Origin of the sequence: Vibrio sp. TMPB1044, from assembly GCF_030442075.1 — a bacterium.
Classification (GTDB): Bacteria; Pseudomonadota; Gammaproteobacteria; order Enterobacterales; family Vibrionaceae; genus Vibrio; species Vibrio satsumensis.
This window is the reverse complement of sequence record NZ_JAUJED010000023.1, coordinates 45,044-59,507: the sequence shown is the minus strand read 5'-3', so window position 1 is coordinate 59,507 and position 14,464 is coordinate 45,044. Positions and strand designations below refer to the sequence as shown.

Annotated in this window: 14 protein-coding genes; 4 read left to right on the top strand and 10 right to left on the bottom strand. The window is 43.4% G+C overall.

What is annotated here, in order from left to right:
- Positions 1 to 52: 52 nt before the first annotated feature.
- Complete coding sequence (locus tag QQ041_RS16295; RefSeq protein WP_186728032.1) at positions 53 to 1,024, bottom strand: diguanylate cyclase; 972 nt, start codon at positions 1,022 to 1,024, stop codon at positions 53 to 55.
- 131 nt (positions 1,025 to 1,155) lie between these two features.
- Here QQ041_RS16295 and QQ041_RS16290 point away from each other — a divergent pair, with 131 nt between their 5' ends.
- Positions 1,156 to 1,593, top strand: coding sequence for a DUF3069 domain-containing protein (locus QQ041_RS16290; protein WP_004731036.1), 438 nt, complete (start codon positions 1,156 to 1,158; stop codon positions 1,591 to 1,593).
- A 380-nt stretch (positions 1,594 to 1,973) separates the two neighbouring features.
- Here QQ041_RS16290 and modC read toward each other — a convergent pair whose 3' ends face one another.
- Genes modC through QQ041_RS16270 form a run of 4 tightly spaced genes read right to left on the bottom strand, consistent with a single transcriptional unit; the run spans position 1,974 to position 6,056 of the window.
- Positions 1,974 to 3,080, bottom strand: coding sequence for a molybdenum ABC transporter ATP-binding protein ModC (modC, locus tag QQ041_RS16285; protein ID WP_285954482.1), 1,107 nt, complete (start codon positions 3,078 to 3,080; stop codon positions 1,974 to 1,976).
- Positions 3,077 to 3,775: a molybdate ABC transporter permease subunit gene (gene modB, locus QQ041_RS16280; protein ID WP_146490443.1), complete on the bottom strand. Its 699-nt coding sequence runs from the start codon at positions 3,773 to 3,775 to the stop codon at positions 3,077 to 3,079. The genes modC and modB overlap by 4 nt, the downstream gene beginning before the upstream one ends.
- Complete coding sequence (gene modA, locus QQ041_RS16275) at positions 3,776 to 4,534, bottom strand: molybdate ABC transporter substrate-binding protein (protein ID WP_285954481.1); 759 nt, start codon at positions 4,532 to 4,534, stop codon at positions 3,776 to 3,778.
- A 43-nt stretch (positions 4,535 to 4,577) separates the two neighbouring features.
- Positions 4,578 to 6,056 (bottom strand): cobyric acid synthase, encoded by a 1,479-nt coding sequence (locus QQ041_RS16270; RefSeq protein WP_285954480.1) that lies wholly within the window; start codon positions 6,054 to 6,056, stop codon positions 4,578 to 4,580.
- A gap of 280 nt (positions 6,057 to 6,336) precedes the next feature.
- Here QQ041_RS16270 and QQ041_RS16265 point away from each other — a divergent pair, with 280 nt between their 5' ends.
- Both QQ041_RS16265 and QQ041_RS16260 read left to right on the top strand, forming a co-directional pair.
- Positions 6,337 to 6,735, top strand: a complete 399-nt coding sequence (locus QQ041_RS16265) for a YgiW/YdeI family stress tolerance OB fold protein (RefSeq protein ID WP_146490440.1) — start codon at positions 6,337 to 6,339, stop codon at positions 6,733 to 6,735.
- A 98-nt stretch (positions 6,736 to 6,833) separates the two neighbouring features.
- A complete protein-coding gene (locus QQ041_RS16260) occupies positions 6,834 to 7,358 on the top strand; it encodes a hypothetical protein (RefSeq protein WP_019822713.1) in 525 nt (174 codons plus the stop codon).
- Between the two features lie 160 nt (positions 7,359 to 7,518).
- Here the strand turns inward: QQ041_RS16260 and QQ041_RS16255 are convergent, their stop codons facing one another.
- The 4 genes from QQ041_RS16255 to QQ041_RS16240 form a co-directional block, all read right to left on the bottom strand.
- Positions 7,519 to 9,126: an ABC-F family ATPase gene (locus QQ041_RS16255; RefSeq protein WP_146490439.1), complete on the bottom strand. Its 1,608-nt coding sequence runs from the start codon at positions 9,124 to 9,126 to the stop codon at positions 7,519 to 7,521.
- Between the two features lie 288 nt (positions 9,127 to 9,414).
- Positions 9,415 to 10,101: a RimK/LysX family protein gene (locus QQ041_RS16250; RefSeq protein WP_146490438.1), complete on the bottom strand. Its 687-nt coding sequence runs from the start codon at positions 10,099 to 10,101 to the stop codon at positions 9,415 to 9,417.
- 11 nt (positions 10,102 to 10,112) lie between these two features.
- Entirely contained in the window at positions 10,113 to 11,297 is a 1,185-nt protein-coding gene (locus tag QQ041_RS16245) for an amino acid aminotransferase (protein WP_285954479.1), read from the bottom strand.
- Positions 11,298 to 11,497: 200 nt separating this feature from the next.
- A complete protein-coding gene (locus QQ041_RS16240; RefSeq protein ID WP_146490436.1) occupies positions 11,498 to 12,346 on the bottom strand; it encodes an AraC family transcriptional regulator in 849 nt (282 codons plus the stop codon).
- Between the two features lie 90 nt (positions 12,347 to 12,436).
- Here QQ041_RS16240 and QQ041_RS16235 point away from each other — a divergent pair, with 90 nt between their 5' ends.
- Complete coding sequence (locus QQ041_RS16235) at positions 12,437 to 13,864, top strand: MATE family efflux transporter (protein ID WP_285954478.1); 1,428 nt, start codon at positions 12,437 to 12,439, stop codon at positions 13,862 to 13,864.
- Between the two features lie 114 nt (positions 13,865 to 13,978).
- Here QQ041_RS16235 and nrdG read toward each other — a convergent pair whose 3' ends face one another.
- Positions 13,979 to 14,449 carry an anaerobic ribonucleoside-triphosphate reductase-activating protein gene (gene nrdG, locus QQ041_RS16230; protein ID WP_012600613.1) on the bottom strand — a complete coding sequence of 157 codons (471 nt, stop codon included), beginning with the start codon at positions 14,447 to 14,449 and terminating at the stop codon, positions 13,979 to 13,981.
- Positions 14,450 to 14,464 lie beyond the last annotated feature (15 nt).

The following is a 14,464-nucleotide window of genomic DNA, read 5'->3' as shown; positions in this document are numbered from 1 at the left end:
TAGCTCAAATGCTAGTAAAGTATAAATTCAAATATCTAAAAGAGCTCATCAACTAACGTGCTAGCTCTAAAATGTTGCGTTGTATAAAGGTATTTCTGCCACTTTGTTTCGCTTGATAAAGCGCTTGATCGACCTTTTCGTAAATAGAGGCAATAGATTCACCACCTTCTGGTACAAATGACAACACACCTTGTGACGCTGTCACTCTATCGGACACCGTTGAATAATCGTGGACGTAATTCATTTCATGTAACGCTTCTTTTATACGTATCGCCTGTTGCATAGCAGTATCACTATCCGTATCACTTAAAATAAGAACAAACTCTTCACCGCCATAGCGACCGACAAACTCTCCCGCTCGAACAAAAAGCAGCCTCAAGGTATTAGCAAGCTCTTGCAAGCACTTATCCCCTTGAATATGGCCGTAATTATCGTTGTAAGGCTTAAAGAAGTCTACATCTAGTAATATGACTGTCATTGATATATTACGTCTTCCATGCCACGCTATGCTCTCTTCAAGCTTAGTGTCCATATATCGACGGTTATACAATTTAGTCAGGCCATCTTCATTGGCTTGTTGCTGCAGGAGGATATTCAGCTCTTCGAGCTTGGCAGTACTCTGTTTTAACTCTCGCCTCATATGCGCGATACGCTGCATCGCGATCAACTTGGAATTCAAAACAACTTTGTTCACAGGCTTTATCAGGTAATCATCCCCACCTGCATCAATCGCTTTCGCAATCATTTCAGGTTCTTCATGACCACTCAAAAAGATGATAGGAACCCATTCTGGGAATTGCCTGCGAACCTCATTAGCAACCTCAAAACCATCCATGTCTGGCATGCTGATATCAAGCAACACAAGTTCAGGATCAAAATCAGAATAAACATTCAGGGCTTCTTTTCCGCTACCGACAGCTTCTACAATATGACCCAGCTGCTTGAGTCGAATAGCAAGTTGCATCCTGTCTAGTTGAACGTCATCAACCAGCAATATGCGCATCGAAGATCCCTTTTCTATCATCACATCACCTTTATCTAGTGTTGAATATTCAAAGTAGCTCAAATTTGAGCTTAAATCATGCCCTAATCTCTATATTATATTGACTTTTTTACAGATCTTTTTAGCATTGTTTCTTTTTAAAGAGAAATACTATGTCAGACGCTACAAACAACGAAGTACAAGAAATCGATTTAACCACTATCTCACCAGAGCTTCGCCAAGTTATCGAATTTGATGAAGTGCCTAAAGAGATGCACAACATGGTTACTTCTATTCATGAGGTGTCTGAAGAAGCAGTGCGTGAAACTTGGAGCAGCCTTCCAGCAAGCGCACAAAATGTTTTGGACAATTTTGAGCAGTTCCACGCTCTAATCTCTGTTAGCCAAGCTTTTGCTGGCGTAAACATGATGGAAGAGTTCCCTACTCTTAAACTTCCAGAAGGCATGTCTGATGAAGAAAAAGAAGAGTACCGAGCTCAACTGCTTGACCAAATTTTACATAACTGTGTAAAAGACATGGCTAAGCAAATCAAGAAAGCGCGTCGCGATGCTATCTTGAAGCGTGATTTCAAAGAAGTTTTCATCCGCTAAGCTATTCATCGCACCTAAATTTAGGTTGAATGTTTAACGAAAACTTAATGATTAAGCCGTATGTTATTTAAAACATGCGGCTTTTTTGTGCCTGCAGCTTTTTCTGTTCGTTGCTTGAGAGCTTCGCTCACAATATCTTTGTGTTTTTTGCCACTGAAACTCTTGTCAGTGTCGCTTTTGACATTCTACAAATAAGTAATATGCCTTAACACTCATACAGTGTGGCGCAAAACTGGCAGTGATACCGTATAAAAATGACGCATGTATCCATTCATGGAATCAAGATCGAGTTTTACAAACTATAGAATAAAAATAGGAACGAAAAACACCGCGTGAACTTAATACCTTGCCACGAGAATTTGATAACTTGCCGTATGGACTTAGTGTGTTACAGCGATATCTCTTTGAGCGACACTTACACCTTTTATTTGCACATAAACACGTTGTCCAATTTCTAGGTTCAACTCATCAAGCGCCCACAATGTAATGGTTGCCCATAGATAGCATCCAGGCTCCAATTCTAACTCTACAGCCACACTCTGCTTATTCGTGCCTTGTTGATGCGTCTCTACGCTTTTAATCGTGACTGGAAGGATATTACGTATCGAAGTCCCTGTTGGCTGTTCTAGCGTGATGGAGACGTCATTTGCCCTCACTTGCAACCTCACCGTAGCACCAAGCTTGCTTGATACTTTCTGAACCCAAAGTGACGTCGATTTACCTAGCGTTAAACGAGACAGCGCATAGTCATCATTGTGTTCTGCTAATGTTCCTTCAAACAGTGAGCTTTGCTCTGAGAAAGATTGCCAAGGTTGCATCGCTCTCGATGCCCATACCTCTTCCGTCACGCCCGATGAAATAACTTTACCTTGGTCAATAATCACAAGGTGATTTGCCAAGCGTAAAATTTCATTGAGGCTATGAGTGACATAGATGATCGGTATTTGCACGCTTTCGGATAAGTTTTCCAAAAACGGCATTACTTCGCGCTTACGGGGCAAGTCGAGAGATGCCAATGGCTCATCCATCAACAAAATACTTGGCTTTGATAACAAGGCACGGCCAATCGCCACTCGTTGCTTCTCACCGCCAGACAAACGTGCAGGGTAACGATCAAGTAATGAACCCAAAGACAATAGCGAGACAATTTGTTCAAAGTGCGCTTTATCAACACCTTTCATACCGTACTTAAGATTAGCCCCTACCTTCATGTGTGGGAACAAGCGTGACTCTTGAAATACATAGCCCACATTGCGTTTGTGAGTCGGCAGGTTAATGCCATTTTGACTATCAAACAGAGTGGTTCCAGATACGCTGATCAAACCTTTATCTGGCTGTTTAAGACCACTAATCGCATTGATAAGTGAGGTTTTACCTGCACCAGAACGGCCAAAAATTGCAGTAATGCCACTGCTAGGCAGTTCTAAATCGATATCAAAAAATGTTTCACCAAGCTGTTGCTGATACCGGAGGATCAAAGCACTCATGCATTACCTCCTAGTCGCTGTGCAGACTTTTTGTTAAGCCATTCAGATAGCATCAATGAACTAAGGGCAATCACAATAGAAATGATACACAAACGCGCTGCTTCCATTTCCGCACCAGGGGTTTCAATAAAGGTATACATGGCCAATGGAATGGTTTGAGTTTCGCCGGGAATATTTGAAACGAAGCTGATCGTCGCACCAAACTCACCTAGGCTTCTTGCGAATGAAAGCATGGTGCCGGTAATGATCCCAGGGATCATCAAGGGCAAAGTTATCGTAAAAAACACGCGAACAGGTGAAGCCCCCAGTGTGGCAGCGGCCTCTTCAAGCTTACTGTCTACGGTTTCTAGGCTCAACCTGATAGAACGAACCATCAACGGCAACGCCACAACCACGCAAGCAAGTGCCGCGCCCTTCCAGCTAAAGCTGAATACAATACCAAACACGTCATTGAGCCACGAGCCAATAATGCCTTGCCTACCCATCATCACTAACAGTAAATAGCCGATGACCACTGGTGGCAATACCAAAGGTAAATGGACAATGCTCTCTACAATACTTTTGCCTACAAATTGCTTCTTAGCAAGCAGCCAGGCTAAGCCAATGCCGATAGGGATAAGCCATAAGATGGCAAACCCAGCAACTTTCAAGCTCAGCAATAAGGCTTGATATTCGTATTCCGATAAATACATCATTTAACGCACTTCAAATCCAAAACTGTTCAAGGTGTCCTTCGCTTTTTCGCTATTAAGGAAAGTATAGAACTCTTCTGCAACGACTGTATCGCTCAATCTCGCTACAGGGTAACGTATTGGCGTATGTAAATCTGATGGGAACGTCTTTACTAGGTTCACTTCTTTAGACAGCAGCGCATCTGTTTTATAAACAATACCAAGCTTAGCCTCACTGCGCTCTACTAAAGCTAAGGCCATACGAACATTGTTACTTGGTGCTAATCTAGTCTTCACATCGTCCCATACACCTAACGTTTCTAACGCCTCTTTAGCGTAGATACCCGCAGGAACAGAAGTGGTATTGCCCACAGCAAGCCTTTCATTAGTAAGCAGTTTAGCCCATTGATCACCTTTTGACAGGCTCAGTGATATCGACGTCTCTTTTGGGGCTATCAACACAAGTTCGTTTTCACATAGATTTGTGACATTGTCACTAGAAACCAATTTACTATCGACTAGGTACGTCATCCATTTCTCATTTGCCGAGATAAAGATGTCGGCTGGTGCTCCTCTTTCGATTTGTCGTACCAAAGAAGATGTGCTCGCATACACAGGAATCACATCGACAGAATGGTCTTTCTCAAACTCTTCAACCAACAAGTTGACTGCATTGGTCATTGAAGATGCAGCATAAACTCGTAGCTTTTCGGCAGCCAAAAGATGACTAGAACTCAATACCGAAGTTAAGGCCATGGTTAAAAGGAAGACTCGCTTTTTCATTGTTATCACTTATCTATGTTCGTTTAGGTTCTTTAGCTAACTTCTAAATGGCGGCCAAAGCTGTTAATTCTGGCCAAAGCAGGTCAAGATTTAAGTACTCTTCGATGGCATCCGCGATTCGATTAATACCCAGCTCTTTAAGCTGTTCGTGGTCAATCGCTGTCACATCGTTGGCTCCTGCCCATTCGCAAATAAGCGACAACGCATCACTGTTGTCGAATACGCCATGCAGGTAAGTACCAAAAATCGAGTTGTCTTGATTTACAGCGCCGTCTAGGCTGCCAGATTCTAACTGAACCGGTAAGGCTGTTTCATTGACATCAGTCCTACCTACGTGAATTTCATAACCTTTTACTTGTGCTGATTTTCCATCCAGCGTCATGGTACCGCGCACGTTAGTTAAGGTTTTCTGTTGCGTTAAAGTCGTTTCAGTATCGAGATACCCTAACCCTTCACTGCTGCCGGGTTCACCCTCAACTCCATCCGGATCGTGGATGATCTTTCCTAGCATCTGGTAACCGCCACAAATACCCATCACTTTGCCGCCTAAACGTAGGTGGCGCTGAATATCTTTGTCCCAGCCTTGCTCTTTTAAGTAATCCAAATCGGCTCTTACTGATTTTGTACCCGGCAAGATAATCAAATCCGCGTTGTTTACACGCTCGCCTTTGCCTACGTAACGTAAATCAATGGAAGGATTGAGCCTTAGTGCATCAAAGTCTGTGTGATTGCTAATTCGGGTTAGAACAGGCACCACGACTTTAAGTCTAGCTTCTCCGTCAGACTCTTGGGCTGAAGTAATGGCATCTTCCGCTTCAAGGTTAAAACCATGCAGGTATGGCAGTACACCAATCACTGGCTTGCCGGTTTTCTCTTCTAGCCAATCAAGACCAGATTGAAGCAGCGCGATATCGCCTCTAAAGCGATTAATCACAAAACCTTTTACACGAGCTTGTTCGGATTCAGATAAAAGAGCCAACGTGCCGTAGAGGTGCGCAAAAACGCCACCACGGTCAATGTCAGCAACAATGATCACCGGGATATCAGCTTTTTCAGCAAATCCCATGTTCGCAATATCATTTTCGCGGAGGTTAATTTCAGCTGGGCTACCCGCGCCTTCAATCATCACGCTTTCGTATTCTTCAGAAAGTCGGTCAAATGAGTCAATAACGGTATCCATCGCCACTTTCTTGTAATCATGATAGCCCGTTGCTTCCATATTACTGATCGCTCGGCCTTGCAGAATCACTTGTGCGCCAGTATCTGAATTGGGTTTTAGCAATACCGGATTCATGTGAACAGTGGGTTCAATGTTACAAGCTTGCGCCTGAACCGCTTGAGCGCGACCAATTTCGCCGCCATCTTTTGTCACCGCACTGTTTAACGCCATGTTTTGTGGCTTAAAAGGTGCCACTTTGATCCCTTTCCTTGCCAAAACACGGCATAAACCTGCCACCAAAACACTTTTTCCGGCATCTGACGTTGTCCCTTGAACCATAAGGGCGTTTAACGGTGATCGCATCTGTACTTAAATCCTTAATTTCTTAATGTTCAATTTATAGCTGTACGCAATATTTCTCTGCCTCCATCTTAACGTCATTGCCAAGTAGATGCTCAATAAAATGAATGGAAAATGAATGTGTTACTCACTCTGGATTCAACCCCAGTGTTGTTTAATAGCTCCATCGAAACGAAGCTTATGAACAATAAGCAGCGCATCAACAAATAAAACGTACTAACGAAAAGAAACGTTTCAAATTCAGAAAAACGTTTCTACTAAAAACAACATTAAGGGATTCACCATGAAAAAAACTGTATTAGCTATCGCATCTACTATTATCCTTGCTCCTACTTTCGCAATGGCTGGTGACCACAAAGATAACTCCAATCACGCCAACAACAGCAAGCACGAGAGCGCTATTGCTTACACAGGACCGATTGAAACCGTATCTGTTGCTACACTACTTGCTGACACAAGCATGTTCGCAGAGCAAGAAGCGATTGTGGATGGCAAGATTGTTCGTCAACTAAAGAATGACACGTTTGTCTTCTCTGATGGACAGAGTGAAATTCAGATCGAACTGGATGATGATATCCGTCTTGCGCAACCCCTAACCGCAGATACAAAGGTTCGCATCTTTGGTGAATATGAAGGCGGAAAGACACCTGAAATCGAAGTAGATCATATCCAGGTTCTATAAGCGATTAATATAAAAATACTGACTTTAAATAATTGGCCTGCATATTGCTGGCTTTTTTGTATTATACTGCCGCAAAATACAATTTATATGGAGTCACCATGCTAGGTTGCACGAATAAGACTGTCCTTTTAGGACTCGCTGCACTGTGTTCATTCTCTGCGTCTGCAAACAACTTTAACTACAACACATTCGAGCTGCGAATGGGGACTAGCCCAAGTACTTTCGGTGGTGAAGTCACGACAATGTTCACTCAGAACTCTCACTTTGTTGCTCGTATCGATTCAGAATTTGAAAGTGATTGGGATGCCGCAGTAGGTATGGGATTCAACGGCCCAATCAGTCAATTTGCTGACGTTACTGGTCAAATGCTGTTACACAACATTGAACGTAATGATGACAACCACATTAAAACAGAAATCAATATTGGCTTAAGAGCTTGGTTAATGGCAAACGTTGAAGTTAACGCACGCCTTGGACAACTGATAGACAATGATGACACTCGTTCTATTGTCGGTATTGGTGCTCGCTTCCACTCAACCGATCAACTGTCTGTTGGCCTTGATATGCGAAACAACGGCACTTACGGTCACCAAATCCTAATGTCGGCTCGATTCGGCTTCTAAGCCAGATTTCGTACCTAGGTTTTATTAATAAGCTAGGGTTTCGTCACTAAGTAGTAAATAGCCGAACAAACAAAAAAGCCCCGAACATATTAATGTTGGGGGCTTTTTTTTGTTAGATTCGCTGGCCGTTAGTCGTTCAACACCCTAACTACAACTTACTCTATAAGTTAACCATCAGCATCTTTTTCTGATGATCGAGGTACTCTTCGTAAGTGCCTTGGAAACTCACTAGCTGTTGGTCTTTCACATCGATGATGTGTGTTGCCAATGAAGATACAAACTCACGGTCATGGCTCACGAAGATAAGCGTGCCAGTGTAAACCTTAAGTGCATCGTTTAGGGCTTGGATAGCTTCCATGTCCATGTGGTTGGTTGGTTCGTCCATCACAAGCACGTTGATGTCTTGCATCATTAGCTTGCCAAATAACAGACGGTTCTTCTCACCACCAGAACAGTTGCGAGCTTTCTTGTTTGCATCGTCAGCCGTAAACAGTAGACGACCAAGAATACCACGTACCATTAGGTCATCGTGCTTCGCTGTACGCCATTGTGAGATCCAATCGAAGATGCTCAGGTCGTTATCAAAATCCTTAGTGCTGTCTTGTGGGCAGTAACCTACAGAAGCATTTTCAGACCATTTAACGATACCTTCGTTCTGCTCTAGCTCTTGAACTAAACAACGTAGCAGCGTGGTTTTACCTACACCGTTCTCACCGATAACCGCAAGGCGTGTACCCGCTTCAAGCAGTAAATTACCACCAGTAAACAGTGTTTCGCCATCGAAGCCGTGACCAAGTTCTTGAAGTTCAAGAGCTTGACGGTGCAGTTTCTTACCTTCACCGAAATTGATTGATGGGCTCATACGGCTCGATGATTTCACTTCATCAAGCGTGATTTTGTCCATTTTCTTAGCACGTGAACTTGCTTGCTTCGCTTTAGATGCGTTAGCACCAAAACGGTTTACGAAGTCTTGAAGCTCGCTGATTTCAGCCGCTTTCTTAGCATTGCTTGCTAGAAGTTGTTCGCGAATCAAGCCAGATGCTTCTAGGAAGTACTCGTAGTTCCCTGGATAAATACGTAGCTCACCGTAGTCGATGTCCGCCATGTGCGTACATACAGAGTTCAGGAAGTGTCTATCGTGCGAGATGATGATCATTGTACATTTACGTTGGTTTAGCTCTTCAGCCAGCCAGTTGATCGTATGAATGTCCAAGTTGTTGGTTGGTTCATCAAGTAGCAAGATATCTGGGTTTGCAAACAGTGCTTGTGCCAATAGCACACGCAGTTTCCAACCTGGAGCAACTTGCTGCATCAGACCGAAGTGGAACTCTTCCTCGATACCCGCTTGAATCAGGATGTCACCCGCGCGGCTTTCTGCTGTGTAGCCGTCCATTTCTGCAAATTCACTTTCAAGCTCAGCGACTTTCATACCATCGTCTTCACTCATTTCTGGCAAAGAGTAAATACGGTCGCGCTCTTGTTTTACTTCCCAAAGCTTTCTGTCGCCCATGATTACAACGTCGATAACGCTGTATTGTTCGAATGCGAACTGATCTTGGCTCAAAACACCCAGTTTTTCTCCAGGAGTGATAGAAACGTTGCCCGAACTTGGCGTTAATGCGCCACTTAGGATTTTCATGAACGTTGATTTGCCGCAACCATTAGCGCCGATCAAACCATAGCGGTTGCCGTTACCAAATTTAGCAGAGATGTTTTCAAACAGCGGCTCTGCGCCAAATTGCATTGTGATGTTCGCGGTAGATATCAAAGAACTAATTCCTAAGCGTGTACTGACAGTTAATTATTAGGCAGAAAGACGTGCCTAAATAAGAAGTACGAAAGTATGGATTAAACATAAAACGAAGCGCGGATTATATAGAGATCAGGATCACATTGTCGAGGTTAAACAGTGAACGGATAGCGAACAATGGACAATTAAATGCATTTCGTCGGTTATTACGCCATAAATAGAAAAAATCCCCGCTAATTCCATTAGCAGGGATTCAATTTATCAAAACAGAAATGTCAGATTGAGTCAGAACTCATAGACTTAAATCTATTTAGTGATTTTCTTCTGAACGTATTTTTTGCTCACATCGACAACCGCAACATCTCTAAAGAAGCTTCTACCCAACAGAAGTGGGAAAGAAAGATGCGTTCGGTCGGCTAGAGTGAATTCAGTTTTGTCTTTTAGATCACCAATTTGAATTGAAGCCACAACCACAGCGCGTCGTTGTGTTCCTTCTGCGCTTGATTGCTTGATCTTCACCCAGCGTTCTACTGGTAAGCTGATTTCTTCCGTTGTGATACCGTCGTGTTCAATCTTGAACTTAACCCAGTCTTTTCCGTCACGTTCAAAATCAACAATATCAACCGCACTGATTGAAGATGTTGTTGCACCTGTATCTACACGTGCTTTAAACGCTTCTTTCAAACCAGGAACAAATACCCACTCTTCTTCACCAAGGATCAGTTTACCATCGCTTGTTTTAGTCGGCTTTGGAGCTGGCTTTTCTTCAGGCTTTGGCTTCGCTTCTGGTTCAGTTGGTTTTACTTCTTCAGCCTTCTCTGTGGGTTCCGTTACTTTCTGACCTTCAGTTGCATCAGTCTTTGAAGAATCATCCACAGCAGGTTGTTCTACTTGAGGCTTTTGTTCCGGCTCGGCAGGCACTTGAGTCGTCGTCGAACAAGCAAACAAGCCACCACTTAGCATTAAAACTACAATCGCTTTCCAGTTATACATTCAGTCACCTTCTATTTTGAAACGTTGGCTATCGCTTTAGCTACATAAGGAATATGAGATTCAGAAAGGCCTGCGATATTAATGCGTCCGTCACCAACACCATAGACTCCATATTCTTCACGTAATTGATTCATTTGAGTTTCTTTAAAGCCTAGTACACTAAACATGCCTTTATGGCTTTCAATGAAATCAAATTGTGACGTGTTATAAGTATTTCGCAATTCATCACATAGATTTTGGCGCAGATTTAACAAACGTTGCTGCATTTCACTCAATTCTCGCTTCCAAATCGATGTTAGCTCTTGATTCTGAAGAATTGTTTTAACCAAAGCTGCACCATGGTCTGGCGGCATTGTGTAAGTAGAACGAGCAAGGGTAAGAAGTTTACCTTTAGCATTGCCAACGTGTTCGCTGTTCTTGCCAATCACGATAGCGGCACCCGTTCTTTCACGGTACAAACCGAAGTTCTTTGAGCAAGACGTTGTAATCAACATCTCTTCAACGTTATTTGCCATGTGTTGAAGACCTTTCGCGTCTTCTTCTAGGCCGTCACCAAAGCCTTGGTAAGCAATATCAACGAACGGTAAGAAACCATTCTTTTGCGATAACTTAGTGATTTCCTGCCACGCTTCAAAGTCGATGTCAGCACCCGTTGGGTTATGACAGCAACCGTGCAGTAGTACCACGTCTGATGGACCGGCTTTTGAAAGGTCGTCCAGCATTTTTGCAGTATCAACTTGCTTCGTTTCAGGACTGAAGTAATTGTAGTAGCGAACTTTTAAGCCTGCCGCTTCCATCACCGGTTTGTGGTTAACGTAGCTTGGGTTTGAAATCCAAACTGTCGTGTCTGGTTGAGAAACTTTCATTAAGTCACCCAACATACGAAGTGCACCACTTGCACCCGGTGTTTGAATCGCAGCCACGCGATCCATTGCAGAAGTCCCTTTAAGCAGCAGATCAACCATGCTCTGGTTAAACTCTTCACAGCCTGCTAGGCCAACGTAAGCTTTGGTTTTCTGAGTTTCAACAACGATATCTTGAGCCTTAGAAACGGCTTTCATGATCGGAGTTTCGCCTTGGTCGTTTTTGTAAACGCCAATGCCTAAATCGACTTTATCAGTACGAGTATCGCCGCGGTAAGCAACAGAAAGAGATAGAATTGGATCTAAAGTTGGTTTTGGTAGATGTGAAAACATGAAAGTCACAACCCTTTGAAATTCAAGTAATGAATTTCACGTTAACATTTTAGTACTAAAATCAGAAACATTTTTTAATAGAAGCGCTTAGTTAGAATAAGTAATCAGAGATTGGTCGTTTTACATCACTAAACAGCGCAAATTTCGAACAGCTACTGATAAGTTATGAAATTATGGTGACTGGTTTAGTCAGTTCCCTATTAAGTTTCCAACCAAGAACCATGTTTGAATTGCCTAGGTGTCATTCCTGACCACGCCTTAAACCGAGTGCTAAAGTTAGCGGCATTGGGATATCCAACTATCTCGCCAATGTGTTGAATCGACCAATCGCTCGACCTGAGCAATCGTGCAGCGTATTCCATTCTCATACGCATAATATGCGTCATCGGGCTATGAGAATAATAACGTTGGCACAAACGATGGAAATGCGGCTCTGAGCACGGGAATAGGTTTGCTAGCTCATGCACATTCCACTCTTTGTGAAGCTGCTTTTGCACGTTATCGAACACACGCCTCAAGCGAATCAAATTTCGAGATTGCTGCTGCGGGACTGGCGCATTAATCATGAACTCTATTTGCGCTACGCTGTGAATGGCAATCGCTCCACCTAAATCAATGGGCAAGGCAATACTTCTCAGCAAGGTATGAATACAAGACGAAACAACTTCTGCTGCTGGAGAGAGCGTATAACTCACCTCATCACTGACGACATTATCCCATTGCTTGTCAGGCGATAGAAAGATCCACGCGATCTGCCATGTTTCTTCCTCAATACCAAAACCGTTCTCAACGCCTGCTGGCACAGTAATACACGAACCTGGCTCGAGAATATATCGACACCCTTCACTTTCGAGCCACCCTTTGCCTCTTACGGTATACAGCAACATGTGTTTTTGTTGGTTTTTTCGATAGACAGAAAAGAAATCGCGGCACGATGCTGTCCCACATTGAACGATACCGAGCTCTTCGAATGCCAATACATGGCTTTGATCGACAAACTCTTGATGCGTCTTTTCAGAGATCTCGTACCGTTCTTGTTTATCACTCATTCCATTGCTAGCTCGTTCATGTTGCCAAACTACCAAAGTAGATAGTTTGACAAAAGTTTGTGATGAGTCTGAACAATACAGCTAAAACAAATGCCGATACACTTCTCGCATATTCAACAGAGGGGAAATGCGATGCTCTCGACATATCGTCATTTAGATAAAGAATTTTGGCAAAAGCTATTACACATCGGTTTACCTGTCTCACTGCAAACCATGTTGTTTTCATTGCTCGGTGTGGTCGATATTTTCATGGTCAATCAGCTTGGTGATGCGGCAACTGCAGCAGTTGGCGTTGGCAACCGTATATTCTTTTTTAACTTAATCATGGTTTCCGGAATTAGCGGAGCAGTCAGCGTGCTAGCTTCGCAATATTTTGGTGCGGGCGATTTCAATGGCATTCGACGTGTCTTGTCGCAATCTTGGGCTTTGTCGATCTTTGCCATCATCCCTTTTGTATTCATCTATACATTGGTTCCTGAATCAGTAGTGTCTGTGGTGGCCTCAGACCCTGATTACATCCGCTTGGCAACGGATTACCTTTGGATAACAGGAGCCAGCCTTATTGGTACCGCGATCGTCGTGCCGCTAGAAAGCGCATTGCGATCGGTCGGTGAAGCCAAATTGCCAACCAAGATCAGTATTTGGGCAATCATCGTTAATGCAATCCTCAATGCCCTGTTGATCTTTGGACTGTTTGGCTTTCCAGAACTCGGCGTGGTTGGCGCAGCGATTGGCACCACGGTTTCTCGATTCTTTCAGACGATTGCACTGCTTGTTATGGCGAGAAAACATTATGCACATCTATTCCCTACAATTGAGAGTTGGCGTGATGCAATCTTACCTAAGCACAGAAAGAAGTACTTTAATATTGCTATTCCTATGTTAGTTCACGATACGGCATGGGCTGGTGGAATACTGATTTACAACGTCATTGTTGGTCAGATTGGCGTTGGTGAACTTGCGATCATCTCACTGTTATCGCCAGTTGAAAGTATCTTAATTTCAGCCTTCTTAGGCTTTGCCGTTGCCGCTTCAATCATTCTAGGTAACGAGATCGGCGCGAAGAATTATCAACGTGTTGAAAATACCGCTTGGGGCTATGTACTTGTGAGTTGTGCGCTTGCGACACTATTGGCACTGCTATGCTTTATCGCCAAGCCAGCCATTGTTCAATTAATCGATTTGACGCACCTGGAACTCAAAGATACAGCGGTCAACGTCGCCTTGGTGATGGCGGCTGGGATGATATTGAGAGTATTCAATATGGTTGGGATCGGAGGTGTGTTAAAAAGTGGTGGCGACATCAACTACAGCATCTTCATCGACATATTCGGCCAGTGGGCAATCGGGATTCCCCTCGCCTATTTCACTGCGTTAGTACTAGGATGGTCTTTAGAATGGGTACTAATGATTGTATTACTGGAAGAACTAGCGAAAATCGCTTTAACTAGCCAGCGGATTCACTCTAAGAAATGGATCAACAACTTAATAGAAGAGCCAGAACAAATCGCTGTATAAATGCTAGTTTGAGTTAACAAACGAAAAGAACTCACACCCAAGGGCCAATTGGTTGCATTGCGCTAACCATGACGCCCTTTTTCGTTTTACGAGTATACGAAGTCACGACAACCGTTATATGTCAGTAAATCGATGAATGATTTGGTTTGAACTGCCACGCCAATCTAGCATTGGATCCGCTTTGTCTTGCTCAAAACGACCATCAATCAAAGTATCCACGTATTCAAGCACTTGCTTCTGCTTTTCATCTAGCTCGTCTAGCTCGTAACCCGTCCACATCCAGATATCTTTGCCTTCACATTCAGCTTTCACACGCTGAACAAGCTTAAGCACTTCAGACACGTTCGCAGGATGGAGCGGATCACCACCAGAAAGCGACAAACCACGACGTTTGATTCGCGGATCATTCAGATCAGCAATGATGTGGTCTTGAAGTTCTTGAGTAAACAAATGCCCTGAATCCAACCTTTGCGTCGATTGGTTATAACACCCACGGCACTGATGCACACAACCCGACACAAACAAAGTGCATCGTGTTCCTGGGCCGTTTACAACGTCGATTGGGTGATATTGATGATAGTTCATAAGGCAGTATTGAAA